We start from the raw sequence: 16,019 nt of genomic DNA, 5'->3' as shown, positions 1-16,019 counted from the left end.
AAAATAGCCGACGCTTCTTGTAAAAGCTGATTCTGCTCTTGTCGAATTGCCTCCAACCTTGTCAAAATATTAGCAAGTCGTTCCTGAGACTCCAAACTGTTTACTTCAACTCCCCTCAATTGTAAAGCTGAATTTTTTTTGTCTTCGGGATTCTTTGAAACCAATGAGTTTACGGCCACTCCAGCGACATTACTTACTGATTTAAAGCCGAGAGCCAAAACCCCTTGCATAAATTTTAAAGGAATTTGCAGAATAAATAACAATCCTTTTTCCAAAAACTCACCTAAAGCCTGTAATAACTTCTTGATAATCCATATAAATAACACCAACATTCCTAAAGATATCCACCACGGGTGACTCATCAACCAGGATACGACAGGGTTAGAACCACTCCAATTTTTAAACATACCATCGATAGCACTTTGAAGAGCATTGGAAGTTGCCTCGCTCATATTTCCCACCTTAGACAGTGCTACTTCCATAGTAAGTGACCTCCATCAACGTAATTTACTGTTTCGCAGTGATTATAATAGTACAGCTTCTGTTTTTAATAGTGGGGCTTTAGCCCAAAATTGAGCGAGAAATAGAGCTAAGATATATAAGGTAGGGTTTTTATGCTAGTCTCTTGGCTGAGTGAATCGGATGAAAGAAACAGTTTCCATAGCTATGCCCCCATGCTTTGAAAGATGGTGCCAATCCTGTGACGATCTGTTCCTCACTCAAGCCCAAAGAAACGAGTTTAGACACTATCTGGGGGGATTATTGGGAAACAGGAGAGAAAAAAACTATCTCAGGTCGCGCAGAACGCTGTAGATGTTTCTTAACAAAGCTTATGCCATGTTGCAGTCAGAGCTTCCTGTTGCGAACAAACACTCAACTAAGGGCGAAGCTATACGCGATAATGTGACCATCAGATGTATTCCCCAAAAATAGCTCGGATGATCGCTCAAAGATGAGGGAGGGATTTGATGCACCTGAAAAAGCCTGAATGAACTTGAGAAATATAGCATATGATCCCACGGACGATCGCGGGATAAGAAGCGATCGTTCGTCAAATTTCGCTTGACGTTGTAAAAACTGTTTAATGCCCCAAAAATAATTACATATTTACAAAAATTAGCACAAGTTACCAGACTTTATATTCCCGAAAAAAAGCGAGAAATTTTAAGTAGGCTGTGGCTGTTGGTTTAACAAACCCGATGCTGCCTAGGATTTTGTTGCGGCAGCTTAGGTGGTGTATAATTTATGACATATTGACCAATTTTTCACTTTCCATCCCAAGCTCAAAATATGCTAGGCTAGAATGTTTCCAAAGCTTGAGGTACACCATGACGTATGTATCAATCATTAGAAGAGTCAGCCATTTCGACTAACCCATCTACGGAACCGTCCTCTCTAATTCTCATCGTGGATGACGATGCCTTGATTCGTTTGCAACTTCGACTTTATTTACAGAAGGAAAAATATCGAGTGGCCGAAGCTAGTGATGGGTTGACAGGGTTAGCAGCTTATGAGGAAGTACATCCCGACCTGATCCTACTCGATGCAGTGATGCCTACTATGGATGGTTTTGCTTATTGTCAAAAATTATCTGAAGTTCCTGAGAGTGATCGCCCACCTATTTTGATGATTACTAGCTTAGAAGACAAAGAATCTGTCGATCGAGCGTTTGCAGCGGGAGCTGCTGACTATATCACTAAGCCGATTCACTGGGCTGTTCTGGGACAGAGAGTGCGACGCTTGATTCAGCAATTCCATTTGCAACAGCAACAAACCCTACTTTACAAGCAGCTAGAAGCCGCCAATCGACAATTAAAATACCTAGCGTCAATTGACGGTTTGACTCAGATTGCCAATCGCCGTCAGTTTGACCAACAGCTAGACGAGGAGTGGCGACGCATGACGAGGCAGCAAACTCCTTTGTCACTGATTTTGTGTGATATCGATTTGTTCAAGCCTTATAACGATACTTATGGACACCAAGCAGGGGATCTATGTTTACAGCAAGTTGCGGCAGCTCTCAATCGCAGTATTAATCGAGCTGGAGATTTAGTAGCACGTTATGGAGGTGAAGAATTTGTAGTGATTTTATCCGATACCGAGCTTGAGGGAGCAGTCCAAATCGTTAAGCAAATGCAGGCTCGTATTCAAGCTTTAGCAATAGTACATAAGAGTTCTCCCAGTCATTACATTACGCTCAGCTTCGGTATTACCAGTGTGATTCCTACCCAAGAGCTCCGACTAGAAAATTTAATTACTGCTGCTGATGCAGCACTTTATGAAGCTAAAGATCAAGGTCGTAATACTTTTTGTACCAAGGTTCATACAGTTAATAAATTCACCCGTTAAATCATAATGATAAAAACTATGTTTCTCTTAATAGGGAATAATTATTTATTAAAATTTTAGCTTAATATCAAGCCCTGCATGAATAAGCCTTGATTTTATTATTAAATGTTAAAGTTTAAATAATCGGTTGTGCGACATTCAGGGAAACTGTCAGGGATAGAACGAGAGTGTCTCTACGACGATTTTTTATCAAAATTAGTTTATATTCAGCAAGTACAGATTCTAGAAGTTTATGGGAGGGGCTAGCTCAGTGCGTGATCAAAGATGGTTTGGTGCGATCGCCCTTCTTACGGGTGCAGGTTTTCTGGGCAACTATTTCAATTTGTCTCTCTTTTTTGGGGTTGATTTCCTCTTTGGCAGTATTGCAATACTTATTATTACTTACTACTTCGGCTGGGGCTGGGGAGGCTTGGCTAGTCTAATAGCAGGCAGCTATACTTATGTCCTTTGGAATCATCCATACGCCACAATTATTTTTGTAATTGAGGCTCTATTTGTAGGGTTTCTTTGCAAGCGCCAACATCCGAACCTCCTTTTATTTGATGGGATTTACTGGTTTTTAATTGGAATGCCTCTCGTTTGGCTTTTCTACGGTCAAATGCTGCACATGGAGGCAGCTCAAGTCCTGCTAGTTATGTGCAAACAAGCAGTTAACGGCATTTTTAATGCCTTAGTTGCCAGCTTAATCATTTCTTATGCGCCGATTCATCGGTGGGTTAGGCATTCAAAGCATCTCCATGCCCTCTCTTTACAACAAACTATTTTTCATCTGTTGGTTGCTTTTGTTTTTCTTCCAGCACTGCTGCTATTGGTTTTTGATGGTAGATACTGGGTCGCTCAAATTCAGACAACTGTGCGAACTGAGTTACAAATAAACGGGACTAATCTCAGTAGTGCTGTATCTAGATGGCATGAGCGACATCTATTAGCTTTGAATACATTAGCTGAACAATCGCTCGTTCTAGAAGGTGCAAGTGCTGCTAATCAAGCGATTCAATCATCCGAACAACTACAACGAAACATTAGCCTGATCGAGCAGCTATTTCCAGATTTTGACAAAATTTATATTGCCGATGCCTCGGGAAAAGTTTTAGCTGCCTCTTCTCCTTTAAATCAAACCCCTCGGCGGTTGATAGAACAAATTACTGAACAGAAATCTTTAATTACCCTGGCTCAAGAGCCGTTGAAACCTTGGATTACTCCTATCCACAAAGATATATTAATCGACGAACCTCATGTCGGATTGAATGTGCCACTGCAAGTAGAAGGTAATTTTACTGGGCTGATCCATGGTTCATTAGCAGTGAGCCAGATCAAATATCTATACTTTTTTCCGAAAAACAATCAGCAACTACGCATTACATTGCTCGATCAAAACAACCAAGTTATTGCGAGTAATCAATCCGACCAAAAGCTGTTGACCAGTGTTCAAGAGTCAAAGCACGGCAGCACTCGCACTTTAGAGGGAACCTTGCAGCAGTGGGTTCCTAGCAAGGGGAACTATCCGATGATCCGTTGGAAAAACTCTCTATATATACAGGAATTTACGATTACCCCAGACCTGGAATGGAAATTACGCTTAGAAATTCCAGCAGCTCCCTATGTAGAAAATTTACAAAATCGCTACAAGATAGATCTGATTATTCTTCTCGTCATCACAATGTTGGCATTTTTGTTTGCAAGGGTGGTGAGCAAACGACTGGTCAAGCCGTTATCATATTTAGCTCGTGCGACCACTGACTTACCCAACAAGCTTTCAGAAGAAACATTTGAATGGAAACATAGCTCTGTTACGGAAATCAATGATCTTGCTAGCAATTTTCAATTGATGGCGATCGCACTCAATCAAAAATTTATGGAAATTAAACACGTCAACGCTACATTAGAACAGCGGGTTCAAGAACGAACGCAAAGATTATCCAAAATCAATCGCTCTCTGAAAGCTGAAATTAAGAGACGTAAACAAGCCGAAGCTGAATTAAGAACAAGAGAGGCGGCAATACGAGCTTTATATGAAGTCACTGCTACCCAAAATCTCACTTTTGAGCAGCGCATCCAAGCGTTGGTTGACATGGGATGTCAGACCTTTCGGCTTGAATGTGGCATCTTGGCTCGTGTGCAAGATAATCGTTATGAGGTGATGGCTGTGCGATCGCCCGATGGAGTCCTAAAGCCAGGTGATGCCTTTGATATTAACCAAACTTTGTGCTGCGAAGTTTTAGACACCGATGAACCCCTAACCATCCAACATATAGGCACCTCAAAATGGCGTTACCATTCTGCCTATTTTGCCCTTGGCATCGAAGCTTATATGGGAACACGAGTTTTAGTTGCAGGCAAAGTTTACAATACTCTCAGCTTTTCTAGTCCATCTCCCCGTGCAGACAGCTTTAAATCTGCCCATGTGGAATTGCTGAAGCTGATGGCTCAATGGATTGGTAGTGAAATTGAACGGCATCAGTCAGAAGTCGCTCTGCAAGCCAGTGAAGAGCGGTGGGAACTCGCCTTACGTGGTAGTAATGATGGGGTATGGGATTGGAACGTCAACACCAATGAAGTATTCTTTTCGGCTCGCTGGAAAGAGATGTTAGGCTACGAAGACAATGAAATCCCTAATCACCTACATGAATGGAGCAAGCGGGTGCATCCCGATGATATCGCTTGGGTGATGCAACTAATTCAAGAGCACTTTGAGGGCAAAACTCCCTTTTATATTACAGAACATCGAGTGCTTTGCAAGGATGGGAGTTACAAATGGATTTTGGCTCGAGGGCAAGCGCTTTCGGATGAAGCGGGCAGAGTTGTCCGTATGACTGGTTCTCACAGCGATATTACTAACCGCAAACAGTTAGAGCAGGAAATTCAAGCCAGAGAGCAATTATTGAATGCTTTCTTTAAAGGATCTTCCCTAGCAGGGGTGGGGCTGTGTATATACGACCAGCAGTTTCGATTTTTACAAATCAATGAGGCACTAGCTGAAATTAATGACCACTCTGTGGAGGCTCATTTAGGTAAGACAACCGATGAGATTTTGGGAGAGTTTGCTCCTGGTGTAAATGCACTGTTACAACAGGTTTTAACGACAGGAAAACCTTCTATCAGCTTGGAAATGAGTTCAGAATTAACCAGTCAAACTGGTGCCAAACGCTACTGGCTAACTTCTCATTTCCCCATTTTCAAGGATGCAGAGCAGCCTGTAGCAGTGGGTTGCATTCTGATTGAAATTAGCGATCGCAAACGCGCCGAAGCGGAACTGCAACAAATGAGTGCAGCGCTACAAAATGCCGTGGCAGGCATTTCTAGGCTCGACACTCAAGGAGGCTATATCTTCGTTAATGAAACTTATGCAGCCATCTGCGGATATCAGCCAGAGGAAATGCTAGGGATGGAATGGCCAAGAACCGTTCATCCTGAAGATGTTGAGAAGATGGCGGCTGTTTATCAGCAGATGTTGAGAGAAGGCAGAGTCGAAGTGGAAGCCAAGGGGATGCGAAAAAATGGCACGATGTTCTATCAACAAGTGGTGATGGTCTCTGCTTATGACGAGCAAAATGTGTTTGTGGGGCACCACTGCTTCATGAAGGATATTAGCGATCGCAAGCAAGCAGAAGAAGCACTACAACGACAATTGGAAAAAGCCTTACTGCTGAAGCAAATTACCCAAGAAATTCGTCAAAGCCTCAATGCTCAGCAGATATTTGAAACGGCTGCTGTTCAGATTGGGCAAGCTTTTGGGGTCAGTCGCTGCTTAATTCGCACATACCAGGACAATCCACCGCCTCAGTTTCCTGTTGTTGCAGAGTATCTAGCACCCGGATCAGCCTCCAGCGAGGAGCAGGACATTCTGGCCGCGAGTCCTGCTTATACAAAACAGTTGATGGCTCAAGATGAAGCCATCGCCTCTCCGGATGTCTACTGCGATTTACTGCTCACCTGTACTCATTCAATTTGTACCAGTCTCAAATTAAGATCGATGTTAGCAGTGCGAACTTCTTACCAAGGAGAAGCGAATGGTGCCATTTGTTTGCACCAGTGCGATCGCTACCGTCGTTGGACTCCCGATCAAGTGGAGTTGCTAGAATCCGTCGCGACTCAAGTAGGAATTGCTCTCGCTCAAGCCAAATTACTAGAGCAAGAAACTCAACAACGAGAAGAATTAACTCTGAAAAACTTTGCCCTGGAGCAAACTAAACGGGAAGCAGAAGCTGCGAACCGAGCCAAAAGTGAGTTTCTGGCGATGATGAGCCATGAAATTCGCACTCCCATGAATGCGGTTATTGGCATGACGGGACTGCTGCTAGATACAGAACTCAAGGCTCAACAGCGAGATTTTATCGAGACGATTCGCAATAGTGGGGATACCCTCCTGAGCATCATCAACGACATCCTTGACTTCTCAAAAATTGAGTCGGGCAAGCTGGAACTAGAAAAGCATCCCTTGAGCTTGAGAGATTGCATAGAAGGTGCGATCGACCAACTTGCAGTTAAAGCAGATGAGAAGGGGATTGAGTTGGGCTACCTGATCCAGCCTCAGACTCCTAAGTTGATTTTGGGTGATGTCACCCGTCTGCGTCAGATTATAGTTAACTTGCTTAATAATGCGATTAAGTTTACTGAAACTGGGGAAGTTACCATTTCCGTGGAAGCCTCTATAGTTGATTCTGACAAAACGATTTCTGAGCCAGGGAACTTGCCCGAAAGCTTGTATGAAATTCAGTTTGCCATTCAAGACACAGGCATTGGCATTCCAACAGACCGGCTCGATCGACTATTCAAATCTTTTAGTCAAGTAGATGCTTCGACGACTCGGCAGTATGGAGGGACAGGTTTAGGTCTGGCGATTAGTAAGCGACTTAGTGAAATGATGAACGGCATGATGTGGGTTCAGACCCGAGGTCACGTCGGAGGAACCCCTTCCCCAAAATGGCAAGCCGCTGAGCCTCATCGAATCACAATGGGTTCTACCTTCTACTTCACGATTGTCGCACCCGCTGTTGCTAGTGAGTTAGCGGAACCGATTGAAATGCTACCAGAACTATCTAGCAAGCGTTTATTAATCGTAGATGACCAGCCCACTAACCGACAAATTCTGACGCTTCAAGCCCAGACTTGGGGGATGGAGATTCGCGCTGCCCAATCGGCTGTGGAAGCGCTCAACTGGCTTCAGAGTGGAGAAACATTTGATGTTGCTATTTTAGATATGCAAATGCCAAAGATGGACGGCTTGACACTTGCCTCAGAAATCCATCAGCTTCCTAAGTGCCATCGTTTACCACTGGTGATGCTGACTTCAATGGGCAAACCAGAAGGGAGTTCTTCAGCACTCTCGACCCACTTTGCGGCTTGTTTAAGCAAACCTATCAAACAATCCCAGCTTTATGAAGTGCTGACTCAGGCACTACAAGCTCAACCGACAAAAGTTCAACAGCGACCCCCTAGCTCTGTTGAGGATGATATTAAATTGGCTCAGAGACTCCCGCTGCGAATTCTGTTAGCAGAAGATCATCTGGTGAATCAGAAGGTGGCACTGCTGCTGTTAGAGCGTTTGGGATACCGGGCAGATGTTGCTGCCAATGGATTAGAAGTCTTGGAAGCCCTGCATCGCCAGCCTTATGATGTAGTGCTGATGGATGTACAAATGCCAGAGATGGATGGGCTAGAAGCCACCCGTCGTATAGGCGAGGAGTGGCCGGCTCATGCTCGTCCCCGAATTATTGCCATGACGGCGAATGCCATGCAGGGCGATCGCGAGCTTTGCCGGGATGCCGGCATGAATGACTATATCAGTAAACCAATTCGAGTAGAGGCTCTCATCCAAGCACTGAGTCAGTGTCCACCCAACCCGGAATCGCAGCAGGCCCAAAAAGATGAATCAGATAGCAACAAGCCAGAAATTGATATGCCAGCGGTTAACCTTGCAGAACTGCAAGCCTTCTGTAGCAGCATCGATGAAGATTCAACCAAGATTGTGAGCTTGCTGGCGAACTGCTACTTGGAGGAATCTCTCAAGTTGCTACAAGCTATGAAATTAGCGATCGCCCAAGCGGATACTCCAACCCTAAAGCGAGTGGCTCATACCCTCAAAGGCAGTAGTGCGAATCTAAGCGCGGCTCCTCTGGCCCAGCTTTGTGCCAGGTTGGAAGCCATGAGTACCTCTGGTAAACTAGATCAAGCCTCAACCCTATTGGCTCAAATCGAGGGTGAGTACGATCGTGTCAAGAATACTCTCCAACAAGAACTACAAAAGAGCGGAAGTAATCTATGAAACTCCATTAAATAAACCTCTTTTGGCATCAGGACTTAGGCAACTGTCAGACGCGATGCCGTAAGGCGGCTATGCGATCGCATACCCACGATCAAGCTTGATTCCAAATCTGTTAGCATCGGAATTATTCATATATCCCTTCTTTTCATCGGCGTTGATCAGCGTCAATTCCTTGTCATCTGCAGTTCATAAATTCTCTTTTTTTCACCGCAGATGAGGGCAGATAAACACAGATTAACTATATACAGCATATTCCATGTACATATGATACACTGTATTGAGTACATAATCGAAAAAAATGAAACCTTATTCGAGCGAATTTCGTGAAAAAATAGTTAAAAGTTATGAACAAGGTGATACATCAATTAGGAAAGTAGCCGCCAGATTTGATGTGAGTAAAGGGTTTGTTCAAAAAATCTTAAAACAAAAACAAACGACTGGTCATGTTCAACCTAGAAAACAGGGCGGAAGCCTTAAAAGCGTGTTACACTCGCGCACAACTGAATTGACCCAGATGGTAGAAAAATATCCGGATAGCACGTTGTCAGGATACTGTGAATATTGGCTTATGAACTACAAGGAAGCTATCAGCCCTAGCATGATGTGTCGTGAACTAAAAAAACAGCATTTGACGCGAAAAAAAAACTACACGCAGTAGCCAGTCTGCCACTGAAAAAGTGCAAAATTTGAGGTATGAATATTGGGAGAAAGTGAAAAAAATTGACACTGAAAACCTCGTTTTTTGGGATGAAATAGGCGTTTTATTGGGTTTAACACGAACCCATGCACGTTCAAAATGTGGTAGTAGAGTCTACGACTTAAAACCATTTTATCGGGGTGCAAAAACCACAGTTGTCGGAGCAATAAGTTTTAAAAAAGTAGTAGCAATAATGACCCTAGATGGGTGGATGGATGGCAAGGCATTTTCCGTTTTCATTGAACACTTTTTAGTCCAAATTTATGGAAAGGTGCAGTCGTTGTTCTGGATAATCTCCCAGCCCATAAGCTGGCGGCGATTGAACCCTTGATTGAATCTGCTGGCGCCACTCTCCTCAATTTATCACCCTATTCTCCCGACTTTAATCCGATAGAATTATGGTGGTCACAACTGAAAGCTTTTTTACGTCAGTTCTCGCCAACCACTACTAAGATGGTTGATCTTTTACTGGCTACTGCGCTTGAAGGAGTGAATACTAAGCACTTCAAAAACTGGTTTACAAGCTGCTGCTACTGTACTTCATAAACCTGGAATACGCTGTATATTCTGGTTGCAGCCTCTGTGATTGTTGACTGTTGGCAAGATTTTACAATAATGACTAATGAGTAATGACTGCTGGTTGCTGTCGAAGTGGAATCTCGATGACAAACTCAGTACCCTTCCCCAGTTCCGAATTGCATTTTAAAATGCCGCCGTGTTTGTCTACCACAATTTGGTAACTAATTGACAGCCCCAATCCTGTACCTTTCCCCACCGACTTAGTGGTAAAAAAAGGGTCAAATATGCGTTTTCTCATAGATTCCGCAATTCCCGGGCCGTTGTCAGAAATCCGAATCACCGCGCTAAGAACAGTATCATTAAGTTGACCGACAGCAGTAGAGATTTTAATTTGAGGAACTACAGATTGACCAGCGAGCAACTTGTGCGATTCTAAAGCATCGATTGCATTGCCAATTACATTCATAAATACCTGATTCAACTGTCCTGCATAACACTCAACTACAGGCAAAATGCCGTATTCTTTTAGTAGCACAATGTTTGCACTGTCCGTATTAGATTTCAGCCTGTGCTGTAAAATTAACAGTGTGCTGTCAATGCCCTCGTGAATATCAACCGCCTTCGTTTGACTTTCGTCAAGACGAGAGAAATTCCTTAACGAGATAACTATTTGACGGATGCGATCGGATCCCACCTTCATTGACAATAGCAATTTGGGCAAATCTTTTAGCAGAAAATCCAAGTCAATATCTTCACTCAATTTGTCTATTTCAGCACAAGAATCGGGATATTGCTGCTGGTAAAGTTCCAGCAAACTCAGTAAGCTAGCAGTATATTCACTAGCGTGATTGAGATTACCGTAAATAAAATTAACCGGATTGTTAATTTCGTGAGCAATCCCGGCTACTAGTTGCCCCAAACCCGACATTTTTTCAGTTTGAATCAATTGAGCTTGAGTGTGCTGCAAATCCTTTAAACTTTGAGCGATTTGTGCTGCTTGGCGTCTGGTTTGAGCCAGCAAATCAGCTTGTTGAATAGCTACACCTAACTGATTGGCAATCTGAGCTAAAAAGTTAACTTCTGAACTTTCCCAACAGCGGGGTTCAGAATGTTGATACGCTGTCAGCAAACCCCAAAGTTCTTGTCCTACAAAAATCGGCGCGATCGCATAAGCCTTCACTTGAAATTTCTCTAAAATACCGACAACACATTCCGAGTGACAAACTTGATAGATATCGTCAACAGCTAGAGTTTCGTTATTAACATATCTGCCCCCTCGGTTTTCCTGCAAATAAGTATCTTGCCAAACCGTACTGATACCTTCCCCTACTAATTTTATCCAGCCATCTTTCACAAACTCGGCAACATAATTGCCACTCCAATCAGGATAAAATTGATAAACCGCAATTCTATCAACTTGCATAAACTGACAAACTTCTTGGGTTGCAGTCTTAAAAATTGCGTTGATATCGAGAGATTCTCGAATCTTGGCTACCACTTCAAACAGTATCCGCTGTTGCTCGGCCGCCCACTGCAAATCGATAGTTTGCTGCCGCGTTTTAGCAAGCAAATCTGCTTGTTCTAATGCTACGCTCAATTGAGCCCCTACTTGCGTAGCAAACTGAATTTCCGAACTGTTCCAATTGCGGGAAATGCCGCACTGGTGCACGCACAGCAAACCCCAAAGTTCGCTGCCATTCATCAGTGGTATAATCACTTGAGCTGTTATTTGAAATTGAGCTAAAAGAGCAGCGTGGCAGTCGGAGAGTCCCGCACTTTCGATATCAGGCAGCACTTGAATGCGTCCCTGGCTGTATTTATTTGCATATTTTTCTCCAAAAAAAATATCGCGAACTTTCACATCCATTGCTGAAGGAAAATCAGGCAAAACATCTTCGGTAATAAATTCGCCTTCATTAAGTTTTGAACTCATATCGAAACGATAAATTCCAACTCTATCTGCATTTAAAATTCGCCGTAATTCGGTAGTTGTTGTGCTAAAAATTGTATCTAAATCGAGAGATTTTCGAATCTTAGCAACTACTTCAAACAGTATTCTTTCCTGCTCTGCTGCCCGCTGCAACTCAACTGCTTGCTGCTGAGTTTGAGCGAGCAAATCTGCTTGTTCTAAAGCGATGCTGAGCTGAACGGAAATTTGGGTAGCAAACTTAATTTCGGAAGATTCCCAGTTGCGGGGAGCCGAACATTGGTGTACGCACAGCAAGCCCCAAAGGTCTTTGCCTTTCATCACCGGTGCAACTAAACTAGCTTTGACCTGAAATTGCTCTAATAGTTGCTCATAGCAATCTTGCAGTCCGGCTTGTCTAATGTCGGACATTGTGTGAACTCGTCCCTGAGAGTAGAGATTGGCACACTTTTCTCCAAAGCAGCGATCGTGCACTTTGACTGCCATTGCTGACACAAAAGCTGGCAAAACATCTTCGTAAACGAATTCACCATAGTTAAATTCTGATGCGAAATCGAAGTGGTAAACCGCCACTCTATCGGCATTTAGAGCGCGCCGCACTTCATGGCACATCGTGCTAAAAATTTTGTTCAAGTCGAGGGATTTCCGCATTTTTGCGACCACTTCAAACAGCACTCGCTGCTGTTGGGTCAACTGCTGTAGTTGAGCGGTGCGCTTTTGAACTTGATTTTCTAAATTTGTGTTAAGTTCTTCTATTTGTTGATCGAGTTGGTAGTGGTTAATAGCATTAGAAAAGTGGGTTCCAAAAAATTGGATTGATTCAATTTCTTCTATTGTCCATTCACGAATTTGGGCAGTTTTTGACTCTTTCCACGCTTCAAAAGATATGCGAGATTGGGCGAGCCGCCCGTCGTTATCAAACTGTCTCGCCCAGAGAGTTTCGGTGTCAAATTCTTCTCGAAAAATGGTCAAGTAACCGAATATTTGCTGGCGGGTTCTGAGCGGTACGATTAAAATACTGCGAATTTTGGTCGATCGAAATGCAGGTTGCAGGCTTCTCAAACTGCTAATTTGGTACAGGTCGGGAATTGCCCAAACCTGTTGCTCGCCGGATTTAAAATATTCGTGCCAGACGCTGTATTGCTCAACCTGGGGGTATTTTGCGGAACTTCCCATCTTCGGCCCTGAGCCACAAGTGTAGACTGTGAGTTCTCGATTCGAGTTATCCGAATAGGGAACTAGATTCGTAACCTTGCTGCTTTCGGAAATGAATGGCGTGGCGAAAATACACAGCCTGCCGCCGGCGGCGTCTAGTGCTGCTACCGATTCTACCAAAGCTGTTTGGAGTTCAATCGCCGGCTGGGAGTGAAGGGCTGTGGCGACGCGGTTGACGGCAGCTTCCTGTTGAGCTTTCGCCCTCGCTCGGGCGAGGAGGGTTGATTGGGCTATGGCGACGCCGAGCTGATCTGCCACCATCTGAACGCCTTGGAGTTCGTTTTCTGTCACACTCCGGGACTCGGAGTGGTGAGATACCAACAACCCCCAGAATTCTTCGCCGTGAAAAATTGGTACTACCAAGCAAGCCTTGACCCCTAGTGCAGTCAAGTATTCAGCATGGCAGGGGTCAACCGCACGAAAGCGCATTTCGTCGGGCAGCAGTTCGCCCGAAACCGCCTCGCGGCGCGGACTTTGGCCTAGCTGCCCGGAATCTATATCGACGATCGATCGCACCTGTACTTGGGCGAACAGTTCGCGGGCGTGAGGGGGAATATCGTCTGCTGGAAAATGGAGGCCCAATAGGGAGGGCAAGCGGTTGCCGTTAATTGATTCGGCAATCACTTCACCGCTACCGTCGCTATGAAATTTGTAGATTTTTACTCTGTCTGTTCCCAAAAAGGATTGAACTTCCGCTGCTGTTGCGCTCAGAATTTCGGGGAGTTCTAGAGAGCGGCGAATGCGGTTGGCGATGCGTTCGAGCAAATTTGCTCGATCGAACGTCACCTTGACATTTTCGATCTTTAATGAGTCCATTATTAATCTTTTGCTTTCCTAGCAATAACAGTAAGCGCCCCAAAAGTTTTGTGCTTGTTAAAAAAATCGGCAAGCACAGCCATTTAATAAAATATAAATATCCTGAGGGCAATGGTCGATTAGTTGTGCACCTGTAGCGATCTGCCTTCAAATTACCACTTTTAATTGTGTGGGATTAAAACTTTTGTACTTTAAATATAAACTTTGTAGAGCCTGGCTTGCAAGCTCTCTACCCCAACGGATTAAAATTGTCAATGTTCAAGACTTGTAGAGTCATTCACAGCCACCGATAAAGGTAGCACCGAAATATCTCCGTCCTGGATGCAAAAGCTCGCTGAGGAACGACCTGACGGAAAGAAACAGCATTGAATTCAACAGGTTAACTCACAAACCGGGTTTCTACGTATAGGATTGTATCTGCTGCTAAGGGGTTCGGAGAACTGTCGATCGACAATCGGCAGCTTTTTCCAGATATTAGATCAAAAAAAGCTCCTGCGTTAAGCAGGAGCCTTTTTCAACTAGACAGTCAAATCAGAAATAAATTCGATCGATTAGTCTAAGTCTGGCATAGAAAGTACCGCTTCATTTTCGCGATCGATACCCTTCTCAAAGCCAGCGACAGCCGCGCGAGCGCGACCAGCGTGCCACAAGTGGCCGACCAAGAAGAAGAAACCCATCACAAAGTGGAAACAGGACAGCCAAGAACGAGGAGAAGTGAAGTTAAACGAGTTAACTTCAGTCGCCACACCGCCCACAGAGTTCAAAGAACCCAGAGGAGCGTGAGTCATGTACTCAGCCGCGCGACGAGCTTGCCAAGGCTGAATGTCATTCTTAATTTTGTTCAAGTCCAAACCGTTAGTACCGCGCAAGGGTTCCAACCAAGGGCCTTGGAAATCCCAGAAACGCATCGTTTCACCGCCGAAAATGATTTCGCCAGTAGGAGAGCGCATCAGGTATTTACCCAGACCAGTGGGGCCTTGTGCAGAACCGACGTTAGCACCCAAGCGTTGGTCGCGGATCAGGAAGGTCAAAGCTTGCGCTTGAGAAGCTTCCGGACCTGTCGGGCCGTAGAATTCGCTGGGGTAAGCAGTGTTGTTGAACCAGACAAAGCAGCAAGCGATGAAGCCCATCAGGGACAAAGCGCCCAAGCTGTAAGACAGGTAAGCTTCGCCAGACCAGATTAAGGCGCGGCGAGCCCAACCGAAAGGCTTGGTCAAAATATGCCAAACACCGCCAGCGATACAAATCAGGCCAAGCCAGATGTGACCGCCGATGATGTCTTCCATGTTGTTGACGCTGACAATCCAGCCTTCGCCACCAAAAGGAGAGCGTACCAAGTAGCCAAAAATCACAGCCGGATTCAGAGTGGGGTTGGTGATAATACGCACGTCGCCGCCGCCCGGAGCCCAAGTGTCATAGACACCGCCGAAGAACATGGCCTTAGCTACCAGCAGCAGAGCGCCGCATCCCAACAGAATCAGGTGGTAGCCGATGATATTGGTCATCTGGTTCTTATCTTTCCAGTCGTAGCCGAAGAACGAAGAGTATTCTTCGAGAACTTCTGGGCCGCGAACGGCGTGATAAATGCCGCCCAAACCGAGAACAGCAGATGAAATCAAGTGAAGAACGCCGACTACGAAGAACGGGAAGATATCCGTAACTTCACCGCCGGGGCCGACGCCCCAACCCAAAGTCGCGATGTGGGGCATCAAGATTAAGCCCTGTTCGTACATGGGCTTTTCTGGGATAAAGTGAGCGACTTCAAACAAAGTCATTGCACCGGCCCAGAACACGATCAAGCCAGCGTGAGCGACGTGTGCGCCCAGCAGTTTGCCGGAGAGATTGATCAAACGAGCGTTGCCAGACCACCAAGCGAACCCGGAGGATTCTTGGTCGCGACCGCTTGCGTAGGAATTAGAGAGCGTTACCACCCGGTAGAACCTCCAACGATTTTAGATTTTGGATTTTGGGTTTTTTTGTTCCCTAGTAGGGCACGGTATCACCGCGCCTGCGCCGGGGAATAGGGATTTGGATTTCAGATTAATTTAAAAAAACTAAATTAATCGGAAATCCAAATCCTGATTTTTTTAAAGTGCGTTACCGCGAGGCAGAACTTCTTCAGGGAAGATGAAGTTTTCGTGAGGTTGGTCCGTAGGAGCCATCCAAGCACGAATGCCTTCGTTAAGCAGAATGTTCTTAGTGTAGAACGTTTCAAACTCAGGATCTTCAGC

5 protein-coding genes and 4 pseudogenes are annotated in these 16,019 nt (G+C 44.8%); 5 read left to right on the top strand and 4 right to left on the bottom strand.

Annotated elements, in window-relative coordinates:
* Positions 1-482 (bottom strand): annotated as a pseudogene (locus QUA38_RS20140) (hypothetical protein); the annotation flags it as partial.
* A 160-nt stretch (positions 483-642) separates the two neighbouring features.
* Here QUA38_RS20140 and QUA38_RS20135 point away from each other — a divergent pair.
* The 5 genes and pseudogenes from QUA38_RS20135 to QUA38_RS29450 all read left to right on the top strand — a co-directional run.
* Positions 643-821 (top strand): annotated as a pseudogene (locus tag QUA38_RS20135) (IS701 family transposase); the annotation flags it as partial.
* Positions 822-1,335: 514 nt separating this feature from the next.
* Positions 1,336-2,349, top strand: a complete 1,014-nt coding sequence (locus tag QUA38_RS20130; protein ID WP_333164823.1) for a PleD family two-component system response regulator — start codon at positions 1,336-1,338, stop codon at positions 2,347-2,349.
* Between the two features lie 250 nt (positions 2,350-2,599).
* Positions 2,600-8,614 carry a response regulator gene (locus QUA38_RS20125; RefSeq protein ID WP_333164822.1) on the top strand — a complete coding sequence of 2,005 codons (6,015 nt, stop codon included), beginning with the start codon at positions 2,600-2,602 and terminating at the stop codon, positions 8,612-8,614.
* Positions 8,615-8,912: 298 nt separating this feature from the next.
* A complete protein-coding gene (locus QUA38_RS20120) occupies positions 8,913-9,272 on the top strand; it encodes an IS630 transposase-related protein (RefSeq protein ID WP_333164819.1) in 360 nt (119 codons plus the stop codon).
* Between the two features lie 19 nt (positions 9,273-9,291).
* Positions 9,292-9,857: pseudogene (locus QUA38_RS29450) on the top strand (transposase).
* A gap of 73 nt (positions 9,858-9,930) precedes the next feature.
* Here the strand turns inward: QUA38_RS29450 and QUA38_RS20105 are convergent.
* The 3 genes and pseudogenes from QUA38_RS20105 to QUA38_RS20095 all read right to left on the bottom strand — a co-directional run.
* The gene (locus QUA38_RS20105) at positions 9,931-13,788 is read right to left on the bottom strand and encodes a GAF domain-containing protein (RefSeq protein ID WP_333164817.1); all 3,858 of its coding nucleotides are present in this window, start codon (positions 13,786-13,788) and stop codon (positions 9,931-9,933) included.
* A 551-nt stretch (positions 13,789-14,339) separates the two neighbouring features.
* The gene (gene psbC, locus QUA38_RS20100) at positions 14,340-15,719 is read right to left on the bottom strand and encodes a photosystem II reaction center protein CP43 (RefSeq protein ID WP_333039523.1); all 1,380 of its coding nucleotides are present in this window, start codon (positions 15,717-15,719) and stop codon (positions 14,340-14,342) included.
* 156 nt (positions 15,720-15,875) lie between these two features.
* Positions 15,876-16,019 (bottom strand): annotated as a pseudogene (locus QUA38_RS20095) (photosystem II D2 protein (photosystem q(a) protein)); the annotation flags it as partial.

The sequence above is a fragment of the Microcoleus sp. Pol12B4 genome (assembly GCF_036701385.1).
Classification (GTDB): Bacteria; Cyanobacteriota; Cyanobacteriia; order Cyanobacteriales; family Microcoleaceae; genus Microcoleus.
The sequence above is the reverse complement of the archived record's forward strand: the minus strand, read 5'-3'. Positions and strand labels throughout refer to the sequence as shown.